This window comes from Bartonella sp. EBT8, from assembly GCF_055796165.1.
Window position 1 is genome coordinate 132,161 of the sequence record NZ_JBTTDJ010000003.1, and the last position, 24,648, is coordinate 156,808.

General features: G+C 39.5%; 21 protein-coding genes. 13 read left to right on the plus strand and 8 right to left on the minus strand.

Translation table 11 applies throughout. From position 1 onward, the window contains the following. Nucleotides 1-151 precede the first annotated feature (151 nt). Entirely contained in the window at nucleotides 152-418 is a 267-nt protein-coding gene (locus tag AC0QT4_RS03450) for an accessory factor UbiK family protein (protein ID WP_473200327.1), read from the minus strand. A 262-nt stretch (nucleotides 419-680) separates the two neighbouring features. Here AC0QT4_RS03450 and lgt point away from each other — a divergent pair, with 262 nt between their 5' ends. The 4 genes from lgt to AC0QT4_RS03470 all read left to right on the plus strand — a co-directional run bounded on the left by lgt (nucleotide 681) and on the right by AC0QT4_RS03470 (nucleotide 4,839). Beyond that, nucleotides 681-1,541 (plus strand): prolipoprotein diacylglyceryl transferase, encoded by an 861-nt coding sequence (gene lgt, locus AC0QT4_RS03455; RefSeq protein ID WP_473200328.1) that lies wholly within the window; start codon nucleotides 681-683, stop codon nucleotides 1,539-1,541. Beyond that, complete coding sequence (locus AC0QT4_RS03460; RefSeq protein ID WP_473200329.1) at nucleotides 1,534-2,613, plus strand: class I SAM-dependent methyltransferase; 1,080 nt, start codon at nucleotides 1,534-1,536, stop codon at nucleotides 2,611-2,613. Before lgt ends, AC0QT4_RS03460 begins: the two co-directional genes overlap by 8 nt. Before the next feature lie 82 nt (nucleotides 2,614-2,695). Continuing rightward, a complete protein-coding gene (gene pgeF / locus AC0QT4_RS03465; protein WP_473200330.1) occupies nucleotides 2,696-3,478 on the plus strand; it encodes a peptidoglycan editing factor PgeF in 783 nt (260 codons plus the stop codon). A 428-nt stretch (nucleotides 3,479-3,906) separates the two neighbouring features. Further along, nucleotides 3,907-4,839, plus strand: a complete 933-nt coding sequence (locus tag AC0QT4_RS03470; protein WP_473200331.1) for a ribose-phosphate pyrophosphokinase — start codon at nucleotides 3,907-3,909, stop codon at nucleotides 4,837-4,839. Here AC0QT4_RS03470 and AC0QT4_RS03475 read toward each other — a convergent pair. After that, nucleotides 4,836-6,335 (minus strand): ATP-binding protein, encoded by a 1,500-nt coding sequence (locus AC0QT4_RS03475; RefSeq protein ID WP_473200332.1) that lies wholly within the window; start codon nucleotides 6,333-6,335, stop codon nucleotides 4,836-4,838. The genes AC0QT4_RS03470 and AC0QT4_RS03475 overlap by 4 nt on opposite strands. A gap of 280 nt (nucleotides 6,336-6,615) precedes the next feature. Between AC0QT4_RS03475 and AC0QT4_RS03480 the strand changes: the two genes are divergently transcribed. Next, nucleotides 6,616-7,242 carry a 50S ribosomal protein L25/general stress protein Ctc gene (locus tag AC0QT4_RS03480; RefSeq protein WP_473200333.1) on the plus strand — a complete coding sequence of 209 codons (627 nt, stop codon included), beginning with the start codon at nucleotides 6,616-6,618 and terminating at the stop codon, nucleotides 7,240-7,242. A 79-nt stretch (nucleotides 7,243-7,321) separates the two neighbouring features. Beyond that, on the plus strand, nucleotides 7,322-7,903 hold the full coding sequence (gene pth, locus AC0QT4_RS03485; protein WP_473200334.1) for an aminoacyl-tRNA hydrolase: 582 nt from the start codon (nucleotides 7,322-7,324) through the stop codon (nucleotides 7,901-7,903). A gap of 140 nt (nucleotides 7,904-8,043) precedes the next feature. Here the strand turns inward: pth and AC0QT4_RS03490 are convergent, their stop codons facing one another. Beyond that, entirely contained in the window at nucleotides 8,044-8,787 is a 744-nt protein-coding gene (locus tag AC0QT4_RS03490) for a L,D-transpeptidase (RefSeq protein ID WP_473200335.1), read from the minus strand. A gap of 260 nt (nucleotides 8,788-9,047) precedes the next feature. Here AC0QT4_RS03490 and ychF point away from each other — a divergent pair, with 260 nt between their 5' ends. Beyond that, complete coding sequence (gene ychF, locus AC0QT4_RS03495; protein WP_473200336.1) at nucleotides 9,048-10,151, plus strand: redox-regulated ATPase YchF; 1,104 nt, start codon at nucleotides 9,048-9,050, stop codon at nucleotides 10,149-10,151. A 106-nt stretch (nucleotides 10,152-10,257) separates the two neighbouring features. Here the strand turns inward: ychF and AC0QT4_RS03500 are convergent, their stop codons facing one another. From AC0QT4_RS03500 to petA, 4 genes are all read right to left on the minus strand, one after another. Continuing rightward, a complete protein-coding gene (locus AC0QT4_RS03500; protein WP_473200337.1) occupies nucleotides 10,258-10,695 on the minus strand; it encodes a PRC-barrel domain-containing protein in 438 nt (145 codons plus the stop codon). Between the two features lie 90 nt (nucleotides 10,696-10,785). Further along, nucleotides 10,786-11,682: a cytochrome c1 gene (locus AC0QT4_RS03505; RefSeq protein WP_473200338.1), complete on the minus strand. Its 897-nt coding sequence runs from the start codon at nucleotides 11,680-11,682 to the stop codon at nucleotides 10,786-10,788. Next, on the minus strand, nucleotides 11,676-12,932 hold the full coding sequence (locus AC0QT4_RS03510) for a cytochrome b (RefSeq protein ID WP_473200339.1): 1,257 nt from the start codon (nucleotides 12,930-12,932) through the stop codon (nucleotides 11,676-11,678). The genes AC0QT4_RS03505 and AC0QT4_RS03510 overlap by 7 nt, the downstream gene beginning before the upstream one ends. Before the next feature lie 4 nt (nucleotides 12,933-12,936). Next, entirely contained in the window at nucleotides 12,937-13,485 is a 549-nt protein-coding gene (gene petA / locus AC0QT4_RS03515; RefSeq protein ID WP_473200340.1) for a ubiquinol-cytochrome c reductase iron-sulfur subunit, read from the minus strand. A gap of 823 nt (nucleotides 13,486-14,308) precedes the next feature. Between petA and AC0QT4_RS03520 the strand changes: the two genes are divergently transcribed. Next, nucleotides 14,309-14,785 carry a tRNA (cytidine(34)-2'-O)-methyltransferase gene (locus AC0QT4_RS03520; protein WP_473200341.1) on the plus strand — a complete coding sequence of 159 codons (477 nt, stop codon included), beginning with the start codon at nucleotides 14,309-14,311 and terminating at the stop codon, nucleotides 14,783-14,785. Nucleotides 14,786-14,967: 182 nt separating this feature from the next. Here the strand turns inward: AC0QT4_RS03520 and AC0QT4_RS03525 are convergent, their stop codons facing one another. After that, a complete protein-coding gene (locus tag AC0QT4_RS03525; protein WP_473200342.1) occupies nucleotides 14,968-16,221 on the minus strand; it encodes a CCA tRNA nucleotidyltransferase in 1,254 nt (417 codons plus the stop codon). 240 nt (nucleotides 16,222-16,461) lie between these two features. On the opposite strand from AC0QT4_RS03525, the gene AC0QT4_RS03530 reads away from it, so the two are divergent. The 5 genes from AC0QT4_RS03530 to AC0QT4_RS03550 all read left to right on the plus strand — a co-directional run bounded on the left by AC0QT4_RS03530 (nucleotide 16,462) and on the right by AC0QT4_RS03550 (nucleotide 24,464). Continuing rightward, a complete protein-coding gene (locus AC0QT4_RS03530) occupies nucleotides 16,462-17,493 on the plus strand; it encodes an AAA family ATPase (protein WP_473200343.1) in 1,032 nt (343 codons plus the stop codon). Beyond that, the gene (locus AC0QT4_RS03535) at nucleotides 17,494-18,405 is read left to right on the plus strand and encodes a DUF58 domain-containing protein (protein WP_473200344.1); all 912 of its coding nucleotides are present in this window, start codon (nucleotides 17,494-17,496) and stop codon (nucleotides 18,403-18,405) included. Beyond that, nucleotides 18,402-21,209 carry a DUF4159 domain-containing protein gene (locus AC0QT4_RS03540; protein ID WP_473200345.1) on the plus strand — a complete coding sequence of 936 codons (2,808 nt, stop codon included), beginning with the start codon at nucleotides 18,402-18,404 and terminating at the stop codon, nucleotides 21,207-21,209. The genes AC0QT4_RS03535 and AC0QT4_RS03540 overlap by 4 nt, the downstream gene beginning before the upstream one ends. After that, complete coding sequence (locus tag AC0QT4_RS03545) at nucleotides 21,206-23,302, plus strand: hypothetical protein (protein ID WP_473200346.1); 2,097 nt, start codon at nucleotides 21,206-21,208, stop codon at nucleotides 23,300-23,302. The genes AC0QT4_RS03540 and AC0QT4_RS03545 overlap by 4 nt, the downstream gene beginning before the upstream one ends. Before the next feature lie 271 nt (nucleotides 23,303-23,573). After that, nucleotides 23,574-24,464 (plus strand): metallophosphoesterase family protein, encoded by an 891-nt coding sequence (locus AC0QT4_RS03550; RefSeq protein WP_473200347.1) that lies wholly within the window; start codon nucleotides 23,574-23,576, stop codon nucleotides 24,462-24,464. Nucleotides 24,465-24,648: the final 184 nt, after the last annotated feature.

The following is a 24,648-nucleotide window of genomic DNA, read 5'->3' on the forward strand; positions in this document are numbered from 1 at the left end:
GATACAATTTTATAGTACTAGTCCCCTGATTCAAAAAAATGTTCTTTTATAAAAAACAAATCAAAAAATAAAGGGACCATACGCTCTAACAGACTCAGGATTAAGCATTTTTCAACTTTACGCATCGCATTGAAAAATTGGGGATATTTTTCTAAGCCCCTTCTTTTTTTCGTGTTTTCCCTCTTTCTAACGCCTCGAGACGTTTTTTTAAATCAGCGTTATCAGCCTGTATTTTCAAGACCATCTCCTTAAATGTTTCAAATTCTTCTCGTGAAACAAGATCAAGTTTATTGGCTATCTTTTCAGCTTGCGAACGAAAAGCTGTTCCAGCTTCATGTCGTATACCTTGTGCAACACTCGCTGCATCGGTTGCTAATTTTGCTAATTCATCAAGAATACGATTTGATCCATTACGCATGAGATTTTCCTTTAAGTAAACTGACTGACACACGCATTATAGCGTATTTTCATAACATTTAGATATCGTATTTATCCCTTTTATCCTATAGGATTTCTTTTACCATACAGATTTGCTTTAAGCCTTTTTATACTCTTTTTACCATCATAAAGTTTTAACACTAAAATCAGTGGAAACCTCCTACCCCCCTCGCTTGACCATTCCGCATTCATCTGTCATTCCTGAGCATCATATAACTTTTTATAATGAAAATGCTTAACCCATGAACAATCTTTCTTGTCCAGCCATTGCTTTTCCCTCTTTTCTCGATCCCGTAATTATACATTTAGGCCCCGTATCTCTTCATTGGTATGGACTTGGTTACGTCGTAGGCATTCTTTTTGCTTGGTGGTACGCACAAAAATTATTAAAAAAACACTCTCTATGGTATGCAAATTTTCCTCCTATGGATAAAGAGAAAATAGGCGATTTTGTTGTCTGGTCTGCCATCAGCATTGTTATTGGAGGACGCTTAGGACAGGTGCTTGTCTGGGATCCCATTTATTACTTTAGCCATCCAAGCGCTATCATTGCAGTATGGGATGGTGGGATGTCCTTTCATGGTGGACTAATTGGCATCATCATTGCAATGGTCTGGTTTTCCAGAAAAAACAACATCAACATACGAGCAATGTTTGATATCATTGCTGCAGGGGCACCTATTGGTATTGGCATTGTGAGAATATGCAATTTCATTAACCAAGAATTATGGGGCAATATCACTACACACCCTTGGGCTGTTTGCTTTCCCTTAGACCCCTATTATCTCCCCCGTCATCCAAGTCAACTCTACGAAGCTTTTATGGAAGGATTTCTTCTTTTCATCATCTTATGCGTTATAATTTTCGCTTTCAAAGCCTTAAAGCGCCCCGGCACCGTGGCAGGAACCTTTATTGTAGGCTATGCAATAGCACGCAGTATTTCAGAAATTTATCGTGCTCCTCAAGAAGATCCAGAATGGTTTTCTACCCTTTTTCATTCTACTGGATTAACCTATGGCATGGCTTTATCTCTTCCCATGCTTTTTGTGGGGGTTTATCTCATTCTTAAAGCCTTTAAACACAAGCCGACAGAAAATGATTAGCCTCAAAGAAAAAATTACAGAAATCATTACGCTCAATGGGCCAATCACTGTTAGTCAATATATGACGTTAGCTCTTACCGATTCTGAATTTGGCTATTATCAAACCCAAACACCCTTCGGGCGCACAGGTGACTTCATCACAGCCCCCGAAATAAGCCAATTATTTGGAGAAATGATTGGCATTTGGTCCCTCGCAAGCTGGAAAGCCCATAACTGTCCTCAACCTTTCATTCTCGCTGAAATAGGTCCAGGACGTGGAACACTCATGGATGATATTTTGCGGACCATTCAAAAATTATCCACAACAGCCTTTAATGCTGCTGAAATTTTCCTTATTGAGATAAGTAGAAAGCTTGCCGAGGAACAAAAAAAGCGTCTTTCTTCTTATCAAAAAAAAATCTACAGCATTAAAAACTTTGATCAAATCCCCTCAAAACCTCTATTCTTAATTGCCAATGAGTTTTTCGATACACTTCCCATCAATCAATATATTAAAATCAATGGAAAATGGAGAGAACGCCGTATTACAGTGAATCAAGAGGGAAACTTCATCTTTGTTGCTACTCCAAATAAACTTCCTTCTTCCTGCTTACAGTCTTATTGTTCTAAAATACCTGACGGCACAATTTTTGAACATGCACCCGCACGACATCAATTAATGCAACAAATCAGCAACAACTTAGTACAAAGACAAGGTTCTGCTTTGCTTATCGATTATGGCGCTTCTGATCTTGCCTTTGGTGATACGCTGCAAGCAGTCTCAAAACATAAATTCCGTGATATTTTTGAGGCTCCTGGTCAACATGATTTAACATCCCACGTTGGCTTTTCTTTTTTAAAAAAAATAGCCCTTGAACAAGGCTGTTTTGCTGAAATTCTAGAACAAGGAGAGTTTCTTTTAAAAATGGGACTGCTGGAGCGCGCAAATCAGCTTGGAGCAGGTAAAAGCGCTAAACAGCAAAAGAAAATCTGCCAAGATATTGAACGATTGGCCGGCAAAGATCAAATGGGCAAATTGTTTAAAGTCTTACATGTGAGTGATAAAAAAATACCTGTGCCTCCTCAGTTTTAATGATCAGTAATAATGCTTATTGACAAATACATCTCATAGATCATTCTTACTTCGAAAAGTGCTATCTCTATAAGGAATTTTTATGAATTTCGTCCCTCTCCTAGCAAAAGATCTTTCTGCTTTACACACGCATGGGATAAAACACGGTTTCTTTACACGTCAAGGCGGTGTTTCAAAAAGTCTTTATCAAAGTCTTAATGTTGGCAAAAATTCAAATGATCAACCTGAAAATATTGCACAAAATCGTATTTTGATCGCTGATTATTTTGGTGTTGAGGTGCAAAATTTAGTTACTGTCAATCAAACACACTCCTGTGACGTTGTTGTCGTTAATCAAGCTTTTATTGGTGAAGTTCCGAAAGCCGATGCTCTCGTTACCAGCACACAAGGACTGGTAATCGGCATTCTTACAGCAGATTGTGGACCAATCCTCTTTGCTGACCCACAAGCAGGTGTCATCGCCGCAGCACATGCTGGCTGGCGAGGAAGCTTAAATGGCATTGTAGAAAAAACAATTTCCGTTATGGAAGAACAAGGAGCCAAAAGACAATCTATAATTGCAGTCCTTGGTCCTTGCATTGGTCCTTGCCACTACGAAGTAACGAGCGAATTTTATAACCAATTTATTGATTGTCATAGTAAGTTCCAAAAATATTTTGTAAAAACAGAGAAAGGAAATCACTTTCGCTTTAATCTATGGGCATTCATTATGAAGCAACTCAAAGAAGGAGGAGTCCATGCTTCTTGTGTAGAGCTTTGTACCTATCAAGATGAACAGCGTTTTTTCTCCTATCGCCGTGCGATACACCGCAACGAACCTGATTACGGACGGCAAATTTCTGCTATTATGCTGGAAAAGAGATAAGGCTTATTTCAGTCTAAAGAAAACAGCAAAATCGCCCAACATTTTTTGTATCTCAATAAATTAAGAAGCTCTCCTATAGATTTTTATAAAAAATGATCTCTTAACTCAAAGAATGTAAATGCTTTAACTGATATTATTTTCAATATTTTCTTATGATGACAAAAAAATGTTTATACATAAATTACCTATATTTGGAATCGTTCTTTTATAACGTGAAAGCAAAAAAGCTTAATCAAGTGATCTTTCTTTACCTCATAATCAAAAAAACTCTGCTTCACAGTAACAAAAATTCTGGAAAAAGAAAAAACCAAACGCATAGCTCTTTAACAATGATAGATAAAATTGTAATGCTGTTGTAATTGTTTCCTTGCAATCTGGTAACAAGAAGTTAAAAACCGTCTCTACCGTTATCACTCAGAGGTTCTATTATGAAACTTTTCTGCGGCAATTCTAACCCACGCCTTGCTGAAGATGTTACAAATTATTTAAATATTCCCTTAGGCAAGGCAACTGTGAAACGCTTTGCCGATCAAGAAATTTTCGTAGAATTACACGAAAATGTACGCGGACAAGATGTATTTGTTTTACAATCCACATCCTATCCTGCCAACGATCACTTGATGGAATTGCTCATCATGATTGATGCGCTTCGCCGTTCTTCGGCCCGTCGTATCACCGCTGTTATCCCCTATTTTGGTTACGCCCGCCAAGACCGTAAACCTGGACCACGTACTCCCATTTCCGCAAAACTTGTTGCCAACCTGATTACTGAAGCAGGTGCACACCGCGTTTTAACATTAGATCTTCATGCGGGACAAATCCAAGGTTTTTTTGATATTCCGGCAGACAATCTCTATGCCGTTCCGGTTATTTCTCGGGATGTCAAAATGCACTATTCCCTTGAAAATGTTATTGTTGTTTCACCTGATGTTGGTGGAGTCGTCCGTGCACGTTCGCTCGCCAAGCGTTTAAATAGTTTGCTGGCTATTGTTGATAAACGTCGTGAACGTCCTGGTGAATCAGAGGTTATGAATATCATTGGAGATGTATCAGGAAAAGATTGTCTTTTGCTCGATGATATTGTTGATTCAGGTGGAACGCTCTGCAATGCAGCAAGTACTCTCCTTACACATGGTGCCAATAGTGTTACCGCTTACATCACCCACGGTGTTCTTTCTGGCAATGCTATTGAACGCATTACCAACTCAGAAATGAAGGAATTGGTTATTACCGATTCAATTATGCCAACACAAGCAATTGAAAAAGCACATAATATTCGTGTTCTCCCTATAGCTGATTTGATTGGAGAAGCCATTGCTAGAACAGCAGCAGAACAATCTGTCTCAAGCTTATTCGGTTAAGCTTCTCCTTTGGGGTCTCCTGGGGCTGTTTCTACACCAAGATTAGGAAAAGCTATGACGCGTTGACCGTTAAAATGTGTATGAACAACAACCAGCCCGCGCTCTTCAAAGTAGGTTAAAAGTCGACGCGCACGACTTAAAGAATGAGTCCCATAAAGACGTGCTAAAAATACATCTGATGGGCATGGCTTTCCACCTAAAGCGGCCTGTGCTACATTTAAAAAAACCCCCTGAACATCATCTTCTAAACTTTCTGATAGATGCAAAATGTGTTTCCAATCTTCACTTTCCGCGATTTCTTCATCAACACAAGCCTGAGCCACAGCCAACTTACGCCGAAATTGTGAAAGATTTAAAAAATCGCCTGAGAGACCATGAATACGACAACGAACCAAGAAATCTTGATAGAGCACAGCTGTTGAACGATAAAAAGCTTCAGGATCATCAAGAATTTCCCGAATAACACGTTCTGTTTGAATATCACGATCAACAGTAGACAATTCAGGAAACAAGCTTGGTTCTTCTTCCAACACTTCTTGTTTCTTATGCATAGCCTCTTCTAGCATCTCATGAACTGACTTTTCTCTCACCGGTTCTCGTGATTGTTTAAAGGGAATTAAAATTTCCTCTGGAGAAGCAGTAAAAACGAGTTCTTTTACATCAGCCCGCTCTGTTGGGAGGGGCATTAATTTAGGGCTAGCAGAACGTGCCAATGTTTCGACAGGACCAATGATAATTGGTAAGGGACGTCGTGACAAAGCAGGACCTAAAGCGATAAAATGCCCCCGTTCAAGATCTCTAAACATTTCCGCCTGACGACGTTCCATCCCTAAAAGATCAGCAGCACGCACCATATCAATATCTAAAAAAGTCCGCCCTATTAAAAAATTTGATGCTTCAGCAGCTACATTCTTAGCAAGTTTAGCCAAACGCTGTGTAGCAATGACACCGGCAAGACCACGTTTTCGCCCTCGACACATAAGATTGGTCATAGCACTAAGCGAAATCTTCCGTGCTTCATCGGAAACCTCTCCTGCCGCCGTTGGAGCAAACAACTGTGCTTCATCGACCACAACGAGCATAGGATACCAATAATCACGTTCTACATCAAATAATGCCCCAAGAAAGGCACCTACAGCGCGCATCTGTTGCTCAGTATCCAGACCTTCAAGGTTAAACACCACCGAAACCCGATGTTGACGAATTCGATGGGCAATACGTGTCAATTCTAATTCGCTACGTTGAGCCTCAACAACAACATGATCAAATTTATCCGCTAAAGTTACAAAGTCACCCTCTGGATCAATCACACAATGTTGCACCCATGAAGCACTTTGTTCAAGAAGACGACGGAGAAGATGTGATTTTCCTGAACCTGAATTGCCTTGTACAAGAAGACGCGTTGCCAATAACTCTTCCAAATCGACGAATGCAGGCACCGATTGACGCAAAGCACGACCTTCTGTCATTTCACCCAAGGCGATATCAACTTTCATAACATCTCCGTCTTTGATTTTGAATATATCGGCTCATCTTTATTCTCCATCTACACCATGCTTGTAGCATTTCCTTTTTCTCAACGATAGAAATCATCGATTTTTCCCACAACTCTTGCATCTGTGAATGGTTTGAATTATAGAACAACCTTCTGCGTAGACACCCTTGGAGGCAACGCAGAATGGAGCAATCGCTGCTTGGCAGCGTATATCTTCATATTCATGCAAAAGCTGTTGTTAGTTTTTGATGAATCTCCAATTATATAAAAGGACTTAAATTATGAGCAAAAGCTACACTCTTAAGGCCGAAATACGCGAGCGGGTTGGTAAGGGGTCCTCCCGTGAACTTCGCCGTAACGGTCTTATTCCTGCTGTGATTTATGGTGAAAAACAACCACCTTTGGCAATTACAGTTCCCTATAAAGAAATTTTTTACAAAATTCACGCTGGTGGCTTTCGTACCACCACTGCAACTCTTGTCATTGGCAAACAAAAAATTTTGGTGTTACCAAAAGATTATCAATTAGATCCAGTGCGCGACTTTCCCTTACATGTGGATTTCTTACGTATTTCAGCGAAATCAGTTGTTGAAGTCAATATTCCTGTCCACTTCCTCAATGAAGAGACAGCACCCGGACTTAAAAAGGGAGGCGTCCTCAATATTGTTCGCCACGAAATTGAATGTACTGCTCCAGCCAATGCTATTCCTGAAGCGATTGAGATTGATCTTGCCAGCTACTCTATTGGTGATTCTATCCATATTTCAGCAGTGCAATTACCAGAAGGGGTAACCCCAGTTATTCAAGATCGAGACTTTACCATTGCAACCATCGCAGCTCCTGCTGGTATGGATATCAGTCATGAAACTTCTGAACAAGAGAATGACGAAAACAACGAAAAAGCTTGATAAATTCTAGCAGGCGGGAGGATTCCCGCCTTCCCTTATTTAAAATTTTTAACCCCCTCATACTTTACTGAAGGCGCACATGTGGCTTATTGCTGGTCTTGGCAATCCTGGTTCACAATACCAAAATAACCGCCATAATATTGGTTTTATGGCTATTGATGCCATTTACCAAGCTTTTTCTTTTTCTCCATGGTCGAAAAAATTTCAAGCCGAAATCTCCAATGGTCTCATAAATAATGAAAAAACTCTTCTTATAAAGCCGCAAACTTTCATGAATCTTTCTGGCCAAGCCATTGGTGAAGCCTTGCGATTTTATAAATTAGATTTAAGAAATTTGATTATCATTTATGACGAGCTAGACTTACCACCAGGGAAAGTACGTGTAAAAATCGGTGGAGGAAATAACGGACATAACGGTATAAAATCCATTGATGCCCATTGTGGTACTGATTATTACCGTATACGTTTAGGGATTGGACGCCCCAATTCCAAAGAACTTGTTCATCAACATGTTTTGGGAAATTTTACAAAATCCGACCAAGAATGGCTCCCCCCTCTTTTACAAGCGATTGCAAAAAACATCACGCTCCTCATCAAGGGTGACGAATGTCTCTTTATGAGCAAAATCGCCCAAGCAATAAAAAGTGATAACCTCCTATAACCACTCACTTTTCTAGGGTACGAAAGAAATCACACATTATGCAATTCTTGCACAGAATGTTCTCTTTTTTGAGAGGAAAGTCATTGAGAAACAAAGCGAAAATTATCAAAAAATACGAACCAAAATCATCATCCCTAAAATTAAAAGAATCCATCTGGATTAATAGTAGACAGGAGCGGATCAGACACTTTTGATTGTTGACTTAAAGTTCTAGATGCCCGCTCACTATTTTGCAAGACCACCACACGCGCGCCAACGGGAACACGATCATAAAGATCAATAATATCTTGATTAAGCAAACGAATACATCCGCTTGAAATAGCACGACCAATAGACCACGACTCGTGTGAACCATGAATACGGAAGAGTGTATCCTGCCCATTTTTGAAAAGATAAAGTGCTCGCGCACCCAATGGATTATCGGGTCCTGGTGGCATTCCTTGTCCCAAATGACCATAACGTTCTGGTTCTCGCGCCATCATTGCCGCCGTAGGAGCCCAATTTGGCCACCGGCGCTTACGCTGTACAACCCCTTCTCCTTCAAATGCCAAACCTTCCTTTCCCACCCCAATACCGTAACGCAAAGCTTGTCCATTTTCACCAATAAGATAAAGAAAGCACTCCTGCGTATCTATAACCAATGTTCCCGGTGGATAAGATGTATAATACACCACTTTTTGGCGCCAAAATTTTGGATCAATTGTCGAAAGATCAATAGTCGGCAAGAAGTAAGGTTCATTTGTTACAGGCCCATACAAAGCCTGCATTTCTGCTGGAATGTGCATAACTTGTTGAGATGGAACAACTGACATATCCGAATGACGCGTAGCACATCCAGCCAAAGCCAAAGGTACTGCAAATAAAAAAGCACGACGAGATAACACTCTTATATTCTCTCCAATTAATTCTTCATGCAGACTTGCATACTATGAAAAACTTAGCGTATTGTTAACGTTAATTTGAAAATCTCTTAAATCATTAAGAGAAAGAACTTTTAAAGATGTAGAAAAAACAAATCATTCTCTAACATAGACTTTTTTCTTATCTACAACAACAAGAGACTATAACTCTTCTCAAGATATGCTATAAAAATATCAAAGACACTTCGTTTTAACCATACAATCAATAGAAAAGAAGACTACTCATGGGTTTTAAGTGCGGTATTGTGGGATTACCTAATGTTGGTAAATCGACCCTTTTTAATGCATTAACAAAAACAGCGACAGCGCAAGCTGCCAATTATCCCTTTTGTACAATTGAACCGAATACTGGTGAGGTTGCTGTTCCAGATTTACGAATGGAAAAAATTGCATCGATCGCTGGATCAAAAGAAATCATTCCCACACGCATCAGTTTTGTTGATATTGCTGGACTCGTACGTGGCGCTTCAAAAGGTGAAGGTTTAGGCAATAAATTTTTAGCCAATATCCGAGAAGTCGATGCCATTATTCACGTTTTACGCTGTTTTCAAGATGACGATATTACTCATGTAGAAGGCCGGATTGATCCTGTTTCGGATGCTACAACCGTTGAAACAGAGCTCATGCTTGCAGATCTTGAAAGCCTTGAGCGACGAATCGTACAAATCCGTAAACGTGCAGCCGGAAAAGATAAAGAAGCCCTAATAATTCTTCCCGTCATGGAAGCAGCCTTAAATTTACTTCAAAAAGGAAGCCCTGTCCGATTATTACTCAAAGATATCTCTTCCGATGAACGCCGTATCCTTGATAATTTAAACCTTTTAACTTCCAAACCGGTACTTTATGTGTGCAATGTGAGCGAAAATGACGCCGCTCACGGAAATAATTTTACAAAAACCGTTGAAAAAATGGCAACAGAACAAAATGCTCAAAGCATTATCATTTCTGCTTCGATAGAAGCAGAAATCACCCAACTCAATGATGCAGAAGCTTCAGAATATCTTAATGCCTTAGAACTCTTTGAACCAAGTTTAAATCGCCTTATACGCACTGGTTACTCTTTGCTCGATCTCATTACTTACTTTACCTGTGGACCTAAGGAAACACGAGCATGGACAATTACGCGTGGCACGAAGGCCCCTCAAGCTGCTGGTGTTATTCATTCAGATTTTGAACGTGGCTTTATTCGTGCTCAAACGATCAGCTACGAAGATTATATCGCTTTCAGTGGAGAAAACGGTGCAAAAGAAGCAGGCAAAGCCCGCGATGAAGGAAAAGAATACATTGTGCAAGACGGTGACATTATCCTCTTTAAACATAATACTTAAAATCCCCTTTATCTTAAGGTTTTGTCTTGAAGAATTCGCATAAAAAAGCAGTGACATCACATGATATAATAACACTGCTCTCTTTATGGAAAATGAAAACACGAAATTAACGTGCCCAACGTCCTTCATATTTAAATGCTGGAGCTTGCTTTAAAGAATCCTTTGTTGCATTGGTAATGAGCTTCCATTTGCCATAATCATTTATCATCTGAATTGTTTCTGGAGAAACAACCACATAACTTTCCCCTATACCAAGGAAACCACCAACAGCAATAACAAACCCCGCAATGTTATTTTCACGCAAAATGATATCTTTTACTTCACCAATATTTTCATCGTCTATATTGTATACATTCGCACCAATAAGGCTTGAAGCAACGAAATCTGTTGCTAAAGGTGTCACATAACGCGCAGACATATCCGAACCCACCTGTATAGTCCCTGTCGAAGAAATCATTTCAGGTTGAGGAATTGTGAGAGGCTGAGCATAAGGACTAGAAGCCATCAAAACTGATATAAGAGTAGTATATGCAATTTTCTTCATTTTAACATCTCCGTTTTTACTTTTCTTTTAATTTACAAAACTCAATGCATCATATTCAGATTTGTTCCATACTCCTTAAAGACCAGCACCTTATCCTTCTCTCCTTTTCAGTCTCTCATCTTCCTCTTCCAATTTTTCTTCTAAACCATGCCAGACACGGACTTTTAAAATATAAACAAGTCCTCCCAAAACGATTAAAAATAAGATAACACGAAAACCAGTTTTTTTACGAATTTCCATGTGAGGATCTGCCGCCCACATCAAAAAAGCAGAAACATCGCGCGCATATTGTTCAACTGTTTCTTCTGCCCCATCCTCATAGGAAACAAGACCATCATGCAATGGAGGCGCCATCGTTAAAGTATCACTTGCAATAAAATAAGGGTTATACCAATACCCATCAGCTATTTTTATACTTTCTGGTGCCTTCTGATATCCCGTTAAAAGAGCTGTAATATAATCTGGACCCGCCGTATTATAATGCGTTAACACATCAGAAATAACAGCAGGAAATGGCAAAGATATGGCACGGGCCCGTGCCATCAACGAGAGATCTGGAGGATAAGCACCATTAAGAATAAATCTTGCTTCTTCTTCATTAGCAAAGGGAGAAGGGAAAGTGTCTGTTGTAACACCCACACGTTTAAAAAATTTTCCTTCCCGATTAGGGCCATCTCTTACTTCATATTGCTTGGCAAAATTCTTAATCTGTTCTTCATCATAGCCTAACGCCTTTAAATCATGAAAAGCTACATATTTTAGACCATGGCAACTGGAACAAATCTGTTTATAAACCTTTAAACCACGCCGCAATTGCGCCTTATCATAAACCCCGAAGGGTCCTGAAAAACTCCATTCTTGTTTCTTAGGAGCCCGTAATGGAAAAGCAACAAACTCTTCCTCTTTATCAGAGACATTACCCGCAACACTCTGAAAAGAAAAGCTAATGACCGCTATAACGATCAATCCAATAAAAGCCTTCACCATAGTTTCTTTTTTTTCTGTTTCATATCTTCAGTAATTGAAGAAGGAACAGAGAGCCCCTTTTCAAAAGTCGGTAAAACCGGCAAAACAATCAAAAAGAATATAAAATAATAGGCTGTAGCCACTTGCGTCCATAAAAGAGTGCTCTCACTTATTTCTCTTGACCCCAACCACCCAAGAAAAAGAACATCAATAATAAAGGTCCAAAAGAAAATCTTATAAACAGGTCTATATCTTGCGGAGCATATTTTAGAGCGATCTAACCATGGAACAAGAATCAAAACAAAAATCGAACCAGCTAAGAGAATAACGCCCACAAAAGTTGATGGAAGAACACCAATATTAAAAGTTATAGCACGCAGCATTGCGTAAAAAGGCAAAAAATACCACTCTGGTACAACACGAAGAGGAGCTTTTAAAGGATTAGCTATGCTATAATTTTCAGCCTGCCCCATATAATCAGGCATATAAAATAAAAACCAAGAAAAAAAGATCAAAAAAACAAGAAGAGCAAAGATATCCTTGAGAAGCGCATAGGGCGAAAAAGGAACAATTTCCTTCTCTGATTGTATTGCAAGGCCGGTTGGATTCCCCTGTCCGACTTGGTGAAGTGCCCAAATATGAAGCCCCACCAAAACAAGTAAAACAAATGACAAAACATAATGAAAAACATAAAAACGATTCAAGGTCGGTTGTCCTACGCTATAACCACCAAGAAGTGTCTCATGTAACCACGTTCCCACCAAAGGGATAGCTTTTAAAAGACCTGCCACCACTGAAGCTGCTGAAAAAGACATCATTCCCCAAACAAGCACATAACCAAAAAATGCTATTGCCATCATAATTATATAGATAAAAACCCCTGTAACCCACACCACTTCTCGCATATTTTTATAAGAACCATAATAAAGTCCGCGCGCTAAATGAATATAAACAGCAATAAAAAAGAAGGAAGATCCTACACAATGCCATAGACGAAAAAGCCAACCAAACTGTCCCTCACGTCTAAATCGTTCACCAGTTTCAAAAGCCAAATGAACATCTGGCACATAATGCAATGCCAAAACAATGCCTGTCAAAAGCTGTGATAAAAGCATAACGGTCAAAATACCGCCAAATGTATAAAAGTAATTAAGATTACGTGGAACAGGAAAAATAATAAATGCATTATAAAAAAAACGGGCAAGAGGCAAACGCTTATCAAACCATCGGGCAAGAGCACTTCGAGGCATATAAGGAGGAAATTTTGACATCACTTCACCCTATTTTCAGCAAGGTATCAGAAAGAAAACGATAAGGTGGTATAGCTAAATTATAGTTAGCGGGTCCTGAACGGACTCTTCCAGCTGTATCATAAACAGATCCATGACATGGACACAACCACCCCCCAAATTTACCTGATTGTCCAAGTGTTACACAACCAAGATGCGTACAAAGATTAATGATAATAAGCCAATTTTCACGCCCCTCACCAGCCGAACGGGCAAAATCTGTTGCATCTTTTTCACCTTCAAGATTAGGATTGCGTGCCTGACGATCTCTAAGAAGATTGAGTTTGGTAGCACGAGCTTCAGCGATTTCTTTTGTGGTGCGGTTACGAATAACGACAGGCTGCCCACGCCACTTAACTGTCACCGACATGCCTTCTTCAATTCCGGAAAGATCCACTTCCACAGAGGAAGATGCCAAAACAGCCTCATCTGGGCGCAATTGACGAATAAAAGGCCAAGCAACAGCACCAACCCCTACAGCCCCTGTAACGGCTGTTAGCAAAAATAGAAAATCGCGCCTTGTTTGCTCACTCATGACCTTAACTACAAGGTGTCTATGGCCCAAAAGACTTTTGTATCATACCCTCCCCCATTGTACAATCTCTGATTATTTAGTTTCCTAAACCATAAAAATACTTCAAAAAAACTTTTGATCATCTATGGAATTTATTTGTCTTTCCAAAAAACTCTTGGTCCCTATTCTAGGAAAAAGTGCTATCCTTACCCATTCACTCTCAAGACCCTTAACTATAAAGCTGTCTCTCCAGAGATATTCTCTGCTCTTGCTATAACACTTATCATGAAGACTAAGAATTTTTTAAATTAAAGTAATATTCCAACCAACAATTCACCAAATACTGAAGCCTTTATTGAGAAAAAAAGATTTATAAAGAAGCTTTTTAAGAACCAACCTCTATAAAAAAGACTTAAATTGTGCATTCAATTTTTTTATAACTTCATCGAAGTCATAGAATTTTGACTGTATTCATACGGATAAAAAATGATAAATTTCCATTTTTTAACTACCATACTCTCACATGCTATTGTTATTACCAATAAAGCGCTCACACCGATACGCCTCTATCATAGACAATAAAACTTCGCGAATAAAGGAGCACCCTTTGAATCAAACATGTTCTTATAATAATTCACATCCGTATTAAAAAGCATCAGGTAATATCCTTTTTCCCTAATTCCATGCTGTATATATCCATAATAAACTCGAGAGTGTAGCTCCTTTCTAAAATACAGAATTAATGGTAGTAAAATGCAAAAATTCTATGTATCTCAATGAGATTTTTTGGATAAGCAAAAGAGCTTCTTTACAAATACGGAGAAAAAAACATACTATAGAGCATATGACACTTCATATTGCTCTTTTTCAACCTGATATTGCTGGGAATACTGGAACGATTTTGCGTCTTAGTGCCTGTTTCGGTTTACATGTCCATATTATTGAACCAACAGGCTTTAATCTGTCAGATCGCAATCTTAAGCGTGCAGGATTGGATTATCTCGAATATGCTTCGCTAGAGCGACACATTGATTGGCTCCACTTCATACGTGCCATGAAACACTTTAACCGTCGTCTTTTGCTTTTGAGCACAAAAGCACAAACATGTTATACGCAAATATGCTATCAGAAAGATGATGTTTTACTTTTTGGTCGTGAATCGGCAGGCGTTCCTGATTATGTTCATGAAGCTGTTGATTATGCATTAAAAATTCCCATGCAACCCCATGCGCGTTCCCTAAATCTCGCAATGAGCGTAGCCATAACAACAGGAGAAGCGCTTCGTCAAATTGGTTATCAGGAAAAAAGAGAAACTTTATAAAAAAGACAAAAAATCCCATTAAGAAATTTAATATCTTGATAAAATGCAAAGCTCTACACATGAGAAACAGTTTTTTTAAGAGAGCTTTTAATCCTTCATCGCACCATTGCCACTATCAGTAGTCAAAAGGCTATAAAAAACTCTCCTATGAAAGCAATAAAACTTCTTTGTAACATTCTATATTATAAATTAATTCTTTCTAATAATGCTTCACGATCCATTGAAAATCCACTTTCAATCCATATCTTTTCTAGCTCTTTGAGCTTTTTTCCTAACAAAATCCCTTTAGACAAACCTTTCTTCATCAAATCCTTACCATTAACAGGAAAAGTAGGAATTTGCCATTTTTGAGCAAGCTGATAAAGCCTCATATAACTTTCTGCTTTCTGCGAAGCCTCATCTTTTTGTAGGATGGCAACATGTGCTGCTGCTACGCACAGGGACAATTGATCTAAAACCGGCTGACGACCATGAAAATAAATCAGTTTTTGCACAAAATCATCTGAACAGTTTTGGCTAATCATTTTTAGCTCTGCCCATTCCTTTAATCGCGTTGCTTCCTTATTAGAGAGCCGCAAACGCTGTGCCATTTCATGAAGACGTATAGGATCAGGAGGAAGAAGACTCTCCAGCCGTAACAATGGATCACTTTTCCAACCCAAAGTCTGTTCTGTTTTCACCAATGCGTGGATTGCATCAATGCCCCATTTTTCTGTTTCAGGAAAAACGCGTGTCAAAACTCCACTTTGACGCATCCATAAAAGAGCACGTGTTGGATCTGAAGCAGCAAGAAGTTTTTTCATTTCTCCCCAAATACGCTCAGAAGACAGTTTTTGCAGACCATCTTTTAAGCAAACACATGCTTTTAATCCCTGCACATCAGGTCGTCCTGCTCCATACCAAGCAAAAAAACGAAAAAACCGCAAAATACGCAAATAATCTTCACGGATACGATTTTCTGCAATGCCGATAAAACGTACTGTCCGGCTGGCAATATCTCTCAAGCCTCCAACATCATCATAAAGGTTTCCATCGGCATCACAATAAAGCGCATTCATTGTAAAATCTCGCCGTTCAGCATCTTTTTTCCAATCACGACCAAATGCTACTTTTGCATGACGACCATCCGTTTCAAGATCAGAGCGAAGCGTTGTTATCTCATAAGAACATGACGGAGAAACCACAGTCACTGTACCAAATGCAAGTCCTGTAGGAATAGCTTTAAATCCTGCTTCTTCCGCACGCATGATAACCTGTTGCGGCAAACAAGTTGTAGCAATATCAATATCACTAATAGGCTGCCCTAACAGCTGATTACGCACGGCCCCCCCCACAATACGCGCGTCTTCCCCCCCCATAGACAGAACGTGAAGAAGTGTTTGAATATCACTCTGCTGCAACCATGTAACGTGTTTGAAATTTTGTCTTATACTCAATCCGCTAACCTTTCAAAATTTGCCCTCATTGCCTTAAACAGATAGTCTTACGAGAACACACTTTCCAAGACTTCTCCTTACATAACACTCTTGTTTCAAATTGAGGACTCTGTGTATGCAAATATTAAAAAACAACATATTACACTTCTTTTCTTTTCATTTTCTGCTACAAATCATAAAATATTCATTATCATACAGAGAAAATTATCGATTTTGCGACAAACGCCTTAAGGAAGAAATATGAGTCAACGCGATACATCATCCAATTCTCTTAAAAAAGCTAATATTAATGATGAAGCCCAAGGGATCATTGATGATATTGATGCAACACACAAAGAGTTGAATGTCCTACAACAAGAAATTGACAAAGTTATTTTTGGGCAAAATCATGTGATTGAATATGCTTTGATAGCTATTTTTTCTGGTGGACATGCCCTTCTTGTCGGTGCTCCAGGACTTGCTAAAACACGTCTTGTTGAAACTTTGGGAACAGTCTTGGGACTTGATGAAAAACGCATTCAATTTACCCCCGATTTAATGCCGTCGGACATTATCGGTTCTGAAATTATGGATTCAGATAAAAGCGGCAAGCGCTCTTTCCGCTACGTTCAAGGCCCTATTTTTACGCAACTTCTCATGGCAGATGAAATCAATCGTGCTTCTCCTCGAACGCAATCAGCTCTCCTACAAGCCATGCAAGAATATCATATCACTGTTGCTGGTGCTCGTTACGATTTACCACAACCTTTTCATGTTCTTGCAACCCAAAATCCTCTTGAACAGGAAGGAACTTACCCCCTTCCTGAAGCACAACTAGATCGCTTTTTGATGCAAATTGATATTGACTATCCTGATCTAACGACAGAACGGCGGATCATTTTAGAAACAACAAGAGAAAAAAAACAAAAGGCAAAACCGATTTTATCAACAAAAAAACTACAGAAAATTCAAGAACTTGTTCGTAAAATGCCTCTCTCGGAAAATGTTATAGAAGCCATTTTAAAAATTGTTCGTTTAGCCCGCCCTTCTCAAGACAACACGCTTGCAAAAACTTATGTTGCTTGGGGACCTGGTCCACGTGCATCACAAGCGCTTTCACTTTGTGTCCGCGCCCGCGCCCTTTATTATGGACGTTTAGCTCCCTCCCTTGATGATGTTGAAGCATTGGCTTATCCTGTCTTACAACATCGTATGGCCCTCAATTTTTCTGCACATGCTGAAAATATAACTGTAAAAGATATTCTCAATAATCTCATGAAAGATGTTCTCTAAATGGCGATTGGCAAAAAAGTTTCTCCAAAGCCTCCACTGTCATTGACTGCCAAGCTACATGAAGATTCCGCGAAAATGCCCCTTCTTCTTTTACAAGCACGTAAGATTGCCAATACAGTAATGACTGGATGGCATGGACAACGTAAACGAGGGAGCGGGGAAAATTTTTGGCAATTTCGTCCCTATATTGAGGGAGAATCCATCACCCACATTGACTGGCGCCGTTCCGCACGTGATGAACACACCTACCTACGGGAACACGAATGGCAAGTGACACAAACAGTTTGGCTTTGGCCTGATCAAAGTCCATCGATGCATTACTGTTCACGTTTTTCTAAAATCTCTAAGGGTGATTATGCACTTATTCTTACCCTAATCTTGGCATCACTTCTTGCACACAGCGGCGAACATATTGCTATCCCGACTTTAATGCCCCCCACAATGGCAACCAATGGTATCGAACGCATAGCGCTAGCTTTGGCAAACCATCAAAGTGAAAATCCATTTCCAAATTTTTCGACCATTACGCGTTTTTCACAGGCCATCATAATAAGCGATTTTCTCGATCATCCTGAAAAAATCATTCAAGATTTAACCCTTTTATCGACAAAACAGATCACTGCTCATCTCATTGAAATTGCGGATCCCGCAGAAGAATCCTTTCCCTACAAAGGTCATACAGAATTTTTTGATCCCGAAACAAAAGAAAAGCATCTTTTTGGAAAAGCAGAAAATCTTCGTGAAAACTATTGTCAACTCTACCAAGCAAGGCGACAAGAATTAAAAAACTTTTGCTCACGCCAAGGATGGACCTATCACGTGAGTACAACAACCCAATCTTTCACAGAAACCATTTTGCATCTTGCAAACAAAATAGGGCACTCTCCCTCTCACTCTAGGAGGCTGTCTTGAGTTTTGCTGCTTCCCTGCTTTTACTAGGACTTTTATCTCTACCAATCATTTGGTGGTTATTGCGCATAACCCCTCCCTCTCCGCATAAAGAACTCTTTCCTCCTTTGCGTTTTCTTCCAAAACCAACGCATCAACAGGAAACCGCAAACCACACACCTTGGTGGTTGCTATTATTACGCTTAACCATAGCAGCATCAATTATTATCGCTTTCGCGCGCCCTATTTGGAATCCAAAACCAATTATCCTTTCTGGCTCACAACCCCTTGCACTCATTATCGACAATGGATGGGCATCTATAAAAGACTGGAAAAAACGGATTTCTCTTGCTGAAACCCTCCTTGCACAAGCAGAAAAACAGCAAAAAAATATCTATCTTCTTGCAACAGCTGAAAATGATACCGTCAATATGGGACCCCTTCCTGCGGAAGTTATAAAACAACATTTAATGCATTTGCATCCCCGCCCATGGGCTGTCAATCGTATGCATGCCCTAAAAAAGCTTATTGAAATGACCAAAGGGGAATCTCTTGATATTGCTTACTTAAGTGATGGCTTACAAACAGATGAGGATGATCAAACTTTCACTCTTATTGAACAATTAAAACCCAAAACATTCCTATGGTGCTTATCTGATATTTCCGATTTAACCGGCATAACAGCCATAGAAAAGAATAATGGCAATATGGTCGTGCGTGTTATCCGTTCAACAACACATGGCGAAACTCCCATCACATTAAACCTTTACGATGCAAACAATCAACTTCTCAATCGCTTTACGGCAAATTTTCTTGAGGGGAAAACAACAGCATTTGTTCCTTTTAATGTACCACTTGAACTCCGCAATGATATTGCTTGGATAAAACTTAACAACCAAACCCACGCTGCTGCGACCTTCCTAGTAGGCAGCCATAATAGAATAAGCCGTGTTGCTCTTCTCTCACCCAATACGCATGAAATGGTACAACCTCTGCTCTCTCCATTTTACTATATCATCAAAGCACTACAAGACCATACACAGCTTATAACAGCCGATGGAAGAGAGCTTTCCTCTGATCTTGATCACTTACTCAAACAAAATCCTTCTGTTTTCATTATAGGTGACATTGTAAACATGTCACAAGAAGCTGAAAAAAAACTATCTGACTTTGTCAATAAAGGAGGAACACTCATCCGCTTTGCAGGAGAAAACCTGAGTACCGCAGAACACTACGATCGTCTCCTTCCGGTACCGCTTCGTCCTGGTAAACGTTCCCTTGGTAGTATTATGTCTTGGACGAAACCACAAAAACTTGCGCCCTTTACAAAAAACAGCTTATTTTTTGATCTTCCTTTTCCAGAAGATGTCATTATCTCACGACAAATTCTAGCAGAACCAAGCCCAGATCTTTTTGAAAAAACATGGCTTAGTCTTTCTGATGGAACCCCCCTTATTACAGCGGCTGAAAGTGGCAAAGGAACACTCATTTTTATTCACATTGCTCCAGACCCCACATGGTCAAATCTTCCTCTTTCTGGTTTTTTTGCGCAAATGTTGCAAAAATTGATCACATTGAGTACCTATGAAAACACCAACCCAACGCATATAAAAGAAGAAACAACCATCCAAAAGCCTTGGCGAACAATGACCGCTGATGGACAATTACAAATGCCCCCCTCTTCTGTTGTTTCACTGATTCTAGATAGCCAAAATCCACCCCAACCCTCTTCTCTTACTCCACCTGGGCTCTACGGTGTAAAAAATAACTTTTATGCACTCAATCTCTTAAAGCCTTCATCACATTTGATCAAACAATCATCATTGCCATCCTCCTTAAAAGGAATCCCTTTATCTTACGATACAAAAGAAAAACACCTTATTGGTCCACTGTTAGGATTAGCAGTCCTATTATTCACCTTTGACACTTTTCTAATTTTATGGAGGGGAAGCGCTTTTTCTCTGAACCGACGGCGCAATATTCTTCTTTTTTTATCCCTAACAATAAGTCTCATTGCTTTTTTTCTCTATAGTTCAAGAGTTCATGCACAAGGAACAGAAAATAACAATGAAACGATAATACAAGCAGCGGGCGCAACACATCTTGCTTACGTTGTAACGCATAACCCCGAAATTGATACAACCAGTAAGAGTGGCCTCGAAGCACTCAGCCGATTTATCGCAGAACGGACAATGCTCTCACCAAGTTCCGTGGTCGCTCTTGATCTTGATAAAGATGAACTCGCCTTCTATCCACTGATTTACTGGCCCATTGACGCTAACAGTCCTTTACCAACACCAAGGAGCCTTGAAAAAATAAATAGCTTTATGCAACACGGAGGCACAATTCTCTTTGACACGCGTGATCAGATAAATACCAACCTTAATCTTGAAGGAGAAACCACCCCTACCACACAAAGATTACGGACCATCTTAAAAGACTTAAACATCCCAGCTATTGAACCCGCTTCAACGGATCACGTGATTGCGCGTTCTTTTTATATCATGCCCGATTTTCCCGGTCTCTACCGTGGATCACCTTTGTGGGTTGAATCATCATCAACCAATAAAAAAGAAAAAAATTCTCCTCTCTTCGGTGATAATGTAAGTTCTCTCCTGATTACTGGAAATAACTTTGCTGGTGCTTGGGCGCTAGATGAAAAAGGCATGTGGAAATACCCCCTTATTCCCAATGATCCGATGCAACGACTCTGGGCATTTCGCGCAGGATTAAATATAGTTATCTATGTACTTACAGGAAACTATAAAGCTGACCAAGTTCATGTTCCAGCACTTTTAGAACGCTTTAAACGAGAAAGAAGGCAATGATACCATCCTTTACTTTTCAGCCTTTCTTGCCTCTCTCTTGGATTTTCTTCTTAGGAGGAATATCTGCTTTTTTTGTCATTATTGGCCTTGTTACCCAGCGGAAAGGATCTTTCTTACGCCTCATGGCATTGGCATCACTCATCCTTGCTTTGCTTAATCCAATGATTATAAAAGAACAGCGTGAACCTCTTAAAAGTACGGTAGGAATTGTCATTGATCGCAGCAAAAGCCAAACATTTGGGACACGTACCAAGGATAGTGACGAAGCGCGTGTACAATTAATCAATGCATTGGCGCATTATCCACAATTTGAACCACGCTTTATTGAAGCTGGAAAACTTGCGGATAATCAATATGCACCCTCAACAAATTTATTTCATGCTTTAACACAAGCGACATCTGATATCCCCCCCTCTCGTTATGCGGGGACAATTTTTATCACCGATGGACAAGTGCATGACATCCCTTCCATGGCAGAGCTTCATCAAAAAGCACCGATCAATGCTCTTATAACAGGAAGATCAGATGAATTTGACCGCCAAATCAAAATTATTTCTCCCCCTCGTTTTGCTCTTATTAACAAACCACAGATGCTTTCTATCTTGGTAGAAGATCAAGGACACAGCCAAGAATCTCTACCAAAGCAAGCAAAGATTACTGTAAGCGTCAACGGACAAGGAGTTGGTCATTATTCTGTAACCCCAGGGATGATTTTTCAAACTGAAATCCCCCTTCCTCATGCTGAAAAAAATATTATTCAAGTTTCCACCAATACGCACAAAGGCGAATTAAGCTTTGAAAATAACCGTGCTATAGCTGTTATTGAAGGTATTAGAGAAAATTTACGTGTCCTTCTTATTTCAGGTGCACCTTACAATGGTGAACGGACATGGCGTGATCTTCTCAAAGGTGATTCTAATATAGATCTTGTTCATTTTACTATTTTGCGCCCCCCCAACAAAGCAGATAATACACCATCAAGCCAATTATCCCTTGTTGTCTTCCCCACAAGAAAGCTGTTTGTTGAAGAGATTGATAATTTTGATCTCGTCATTCTTGATGGCTATCAACATTCTTCTGTTCTACCATTAGTCTATTATGATTATATCGCTCAGTATGTGCAAAAAGGCGGTGCGTTGCTGATAGTAACAGGACCCGAATTTACCAAAGAAAATTCGCTTGCAAAAACACCTTTAATCAGCGTCCTCCCCGCATTACCCACTGGTGTTATCCTTCAACAACCTTTTCGCCCTACATTAACCAAACAGGGTGAACGTCATCCTGTAACAAGAGATCTTGCAACATCTGCCTCTCCAACCTCTCAATGGGGAAGATGGCTACGACAAATTGCTATTCAAAATACATATAAAGGCACGGCCCTCATGAAAGGTGCTAATGAACAACCCCTTTTACTTCTTTCCCATGTTGGCAAAGGACGTGTAGGTATGCTTCTTTCCGACGAAAGCTGGCTTTGGGCAAGAGGTTTCGAAGGTGGAGGTCCCTATGCCGCTCTTTATCGTCGAATTGCTCATTGGCTTATGAAAGAGCCAGAACTTGAAGAAGAAAAGTTAAGTGCTACCAGCAACCATCATCACTTAACAATTCGTCGCCAAACACTCAAAGATCATCCAGAACCAGCAAAAATAACTTTTCCTTCTGGAAAAGAAGAAAATATCACCCTTACAAAAGAGCGCGAAGGTGTTTTTACAGCAACTCTTAATACCAATGAAACAGGAATTTTTACTATCAAAAATGGTGATTTAACAGCATTTTCCTCTGTAGGGATGCTTGATACTCTCGAACTGTTTGACTTAATTTCAACGAAAGAAAAACTAGCTCCCATTAGTAAACACACTGGGGGTCACATTGTCCGTTTATACGACACAGAAAAACAAGGGATTCATCTTCCTCCATTTAAACTGATTCAATCGCAAAAGAACTTGCCATCTTCTCGTGCCCCTTCAATTGTTTTAAAAGAAGCAACAGAGACCCGTTTAATCAATAGTTTTTATTTTTCGATCTTTTCTGGTCTCTTTGCACTGCTTGCTTGTCTTTTACTGTTGAACAGCATGTGGTATCGTGAAAGCCGTTAAAAAACTTAAAGATTATACGACAATTTTACAATGCTGCGCATCCTACAAAAGATTTATACCGATGAAACAAATAATAACAGAGCAAAGCATATCTGCTTCATTATTAATAAAAAACAATAACCTATGGGCTTATAAAAGGTTTCTCTCACATTTTCTGAAAATTATTTTTTTGATTTTATAATTCTCTCTTGCCTTAAAAAAGTGCATGAACTTGTCCTATACTCTTTTTTATTTATTGCTTAAATCGTTTTCAACGCTATGCTAACAGCCCATGTTTTATCTTGCTCATATATCGGATGTGCATCTTTCCCCCCTCCCACAACCTTCCCTTTTTGAACTTTGTGGAAAGCGTCTTACGGGCTATCTTAATTGGCAAAAAAAACGAAAACACAAAATGGCATCCAATGTTTTAGAAACTTTAATGGAAGCCTTAAAAAAAACAAATCCTGATCATCTTATCATCTCTGGTGATCTGGTGAATCTTGCTCTCGATAAAGAATTTGAACAAGCACGCAACTGGTTGCTTAACCAAGGACACCCTCAAGATATTTCTTTAACATTTGGCAATCATGATGCTTATGTCCGTGGAGCATTCAAAAAAGCTTGTACTCTCTTTCAACCTTGGATTACAGGTGATCTTCCTCAAAATCCTACCCTTTCCTTTCCTTATATGCGCATTCGCAAGAACATCGCCATTATAGGAACTTCCTCAGCGATTGCTACACCACCTTTTCAAGCTTCTGGTTATTTTGGCAAAAGGCAAGCGCAAGCTTTATCGAAACTTTTAAATGAAGCTGCAACACGCAATCTTTTTCGTGTTGTCCTGATACATCATCCTCCCTTTCATCATGCAACTTCTTGGCATAAAAAATTATGGGGCATCAATCGTTTTCTAGAGGTTATCAAACACCACGGTTGCGAACTCGTTCTTCATGGCCACACCCATCTCCCTACCTTGCATACTATTACAGGACCAATGGGAACAATTCCTATTGTTGGTGTTTCTTCTGCATCGCAAGCTTTTGGTGATAGAAAACCACCCGCAGGCTTCAATTTATTTGCCATTGAAAGCTCTCACAATCGATGGCATTGCCAATTGCACCGTTATAATCTTATCAATCAAAACAATGAAATAACCTGCACTGAAACAATTAATCTTTAAACACGCGGTCAACGCAACCAAAAAGCTGCAAAAATAAGCAAAGAACGAAAATCTCTTTAACTTCATATCCCTTTAAAAAGTAACTTGGGTTCCCCTTGATTATAAAAGAAAAAGATTCTTAACCACAAAACTGATAACAAATTCATTTCCCTTAGATATTCTTCATCACTTATGGAATTTAGTA

Coding starts and splice junctions, on each gene's coding strand:
- AC0QT4_RS03460 (WP_473200329.1), top strand. CDS start 1,534: ATGATTAGCCTCAAAGAAAAAATTACAGAAATCATTACGCTCAATGGG.
- AC0QT4_RS03475 (WP_473200332.1), bottom strand. CDS start 6,335: ATGAAAGTTGATATCGCCTTGGGTGAAATGACAGAAGGTCGTGCTTTG.
- AC0QT4_RS03545 (WP_473200346.1), top strand. CDS start 21,206: ATGATACCATCCTTTACTTTTCAGCCTTTCTTGCCTCTCTCTTGGATT.
- pgeF (WP_473200330.1), top strand. CDS start 2,696: ATGAATTTCGTCCCTCTCCTAGCAAAAGATCTTTCTGCTTTACACACG.
- AC0QT4_RS03510 (WP_473200339.1), bottom strand. CDS start 12,932: ATGTCAAAATTTCCTCCTTATATGCCTCGAAGTGCTCTTGCCCGATGG.
- AC0QT4_RS03500 (WP_473200337.1), bottom strand. CDS start 10,695: ATGAAGAAAATTGCATATACTACTCTTATATCAGTTTTGATGGCTTCT.
- AC0QT4_RS03530 (WP_473200343.1), top strand. CDS start 16,462: ATGAGTCAACGCGATACATCATCCAATTCTCTTAAAAAAGCTAATATT.
- AC0QT4_RS03470 (WP_473200331.1), top strand. CDS start 3,907: ATGAAACTTTTCTGCGGCAATTCTAACCCACGCCTTGCTGAAGATGTT.
- lgt (WP_473200328.1), top strand. CDS start 681: ATGAACAATCTTTCTTGTCCAGCCATTGCTTTTCCCTCTTTTCTCGAT.
- AC0QT4_RS03520 (WP_473200341.1), top strand. CDS start 14,309: ATGACACTTCATATTGCTCTTTTTCAACCTGATATTGCTGGGAATACT.
- AC0QT4_RS03505 (WP_473200338.1), bottom strand. CDS start 11,682: ATGGTGAAGGCTTTTATTGGATTGATCGTTATAGCGGTCATTAGCTTT.
- AC0QT4_RS03535 (WP_473200344.1), top strand. CDS start 17,494: ATGGCGATTGGCAAAAAAGTTTCTCCAAAGCCTCCACTGTCATTGACT.
- AC0QT4_RS03480 (WP_473200333.1), top strand. CDS start 6,616: ATGAGCAAAAGCTACACTCTTAAGGCCGAAATACGCGAGCGGGTTGGT.
- petA (WP_473200340.1), bottom strand. CDS start 13,485: ATGAGTGAGCAAACAAGGCGCGATTTTCTATTTTTGCTAACAGCCGTT.
- AC0QT4_RS03450 (WP_473200327.1), bottom strand. CDS start 418: ATGCGTAATGGATCAAATCGTATTCTTGATGAATTAGCAAAATTAGCA.
- AC0QT4_RS03550 (WP_473200347.1), top strand. CDS start 23,574: ATGTTTTATCTTGCTCATATATCGGATGTGCATCTTTCCCCCCTCCCA.
- pth (WP_473200334.1), top strand. CDS start 7,322: ATGTGGCTTATTGCTGGTCTTGGCAATCCTGGTTCACAATACCAAAAT.
- ychF (WP_473200336.1), top strand. CDS start 9,048: ATGGGTTTTAAGTGCGGTATTGTGGGATTACCTAATGTTGGTAAATCG.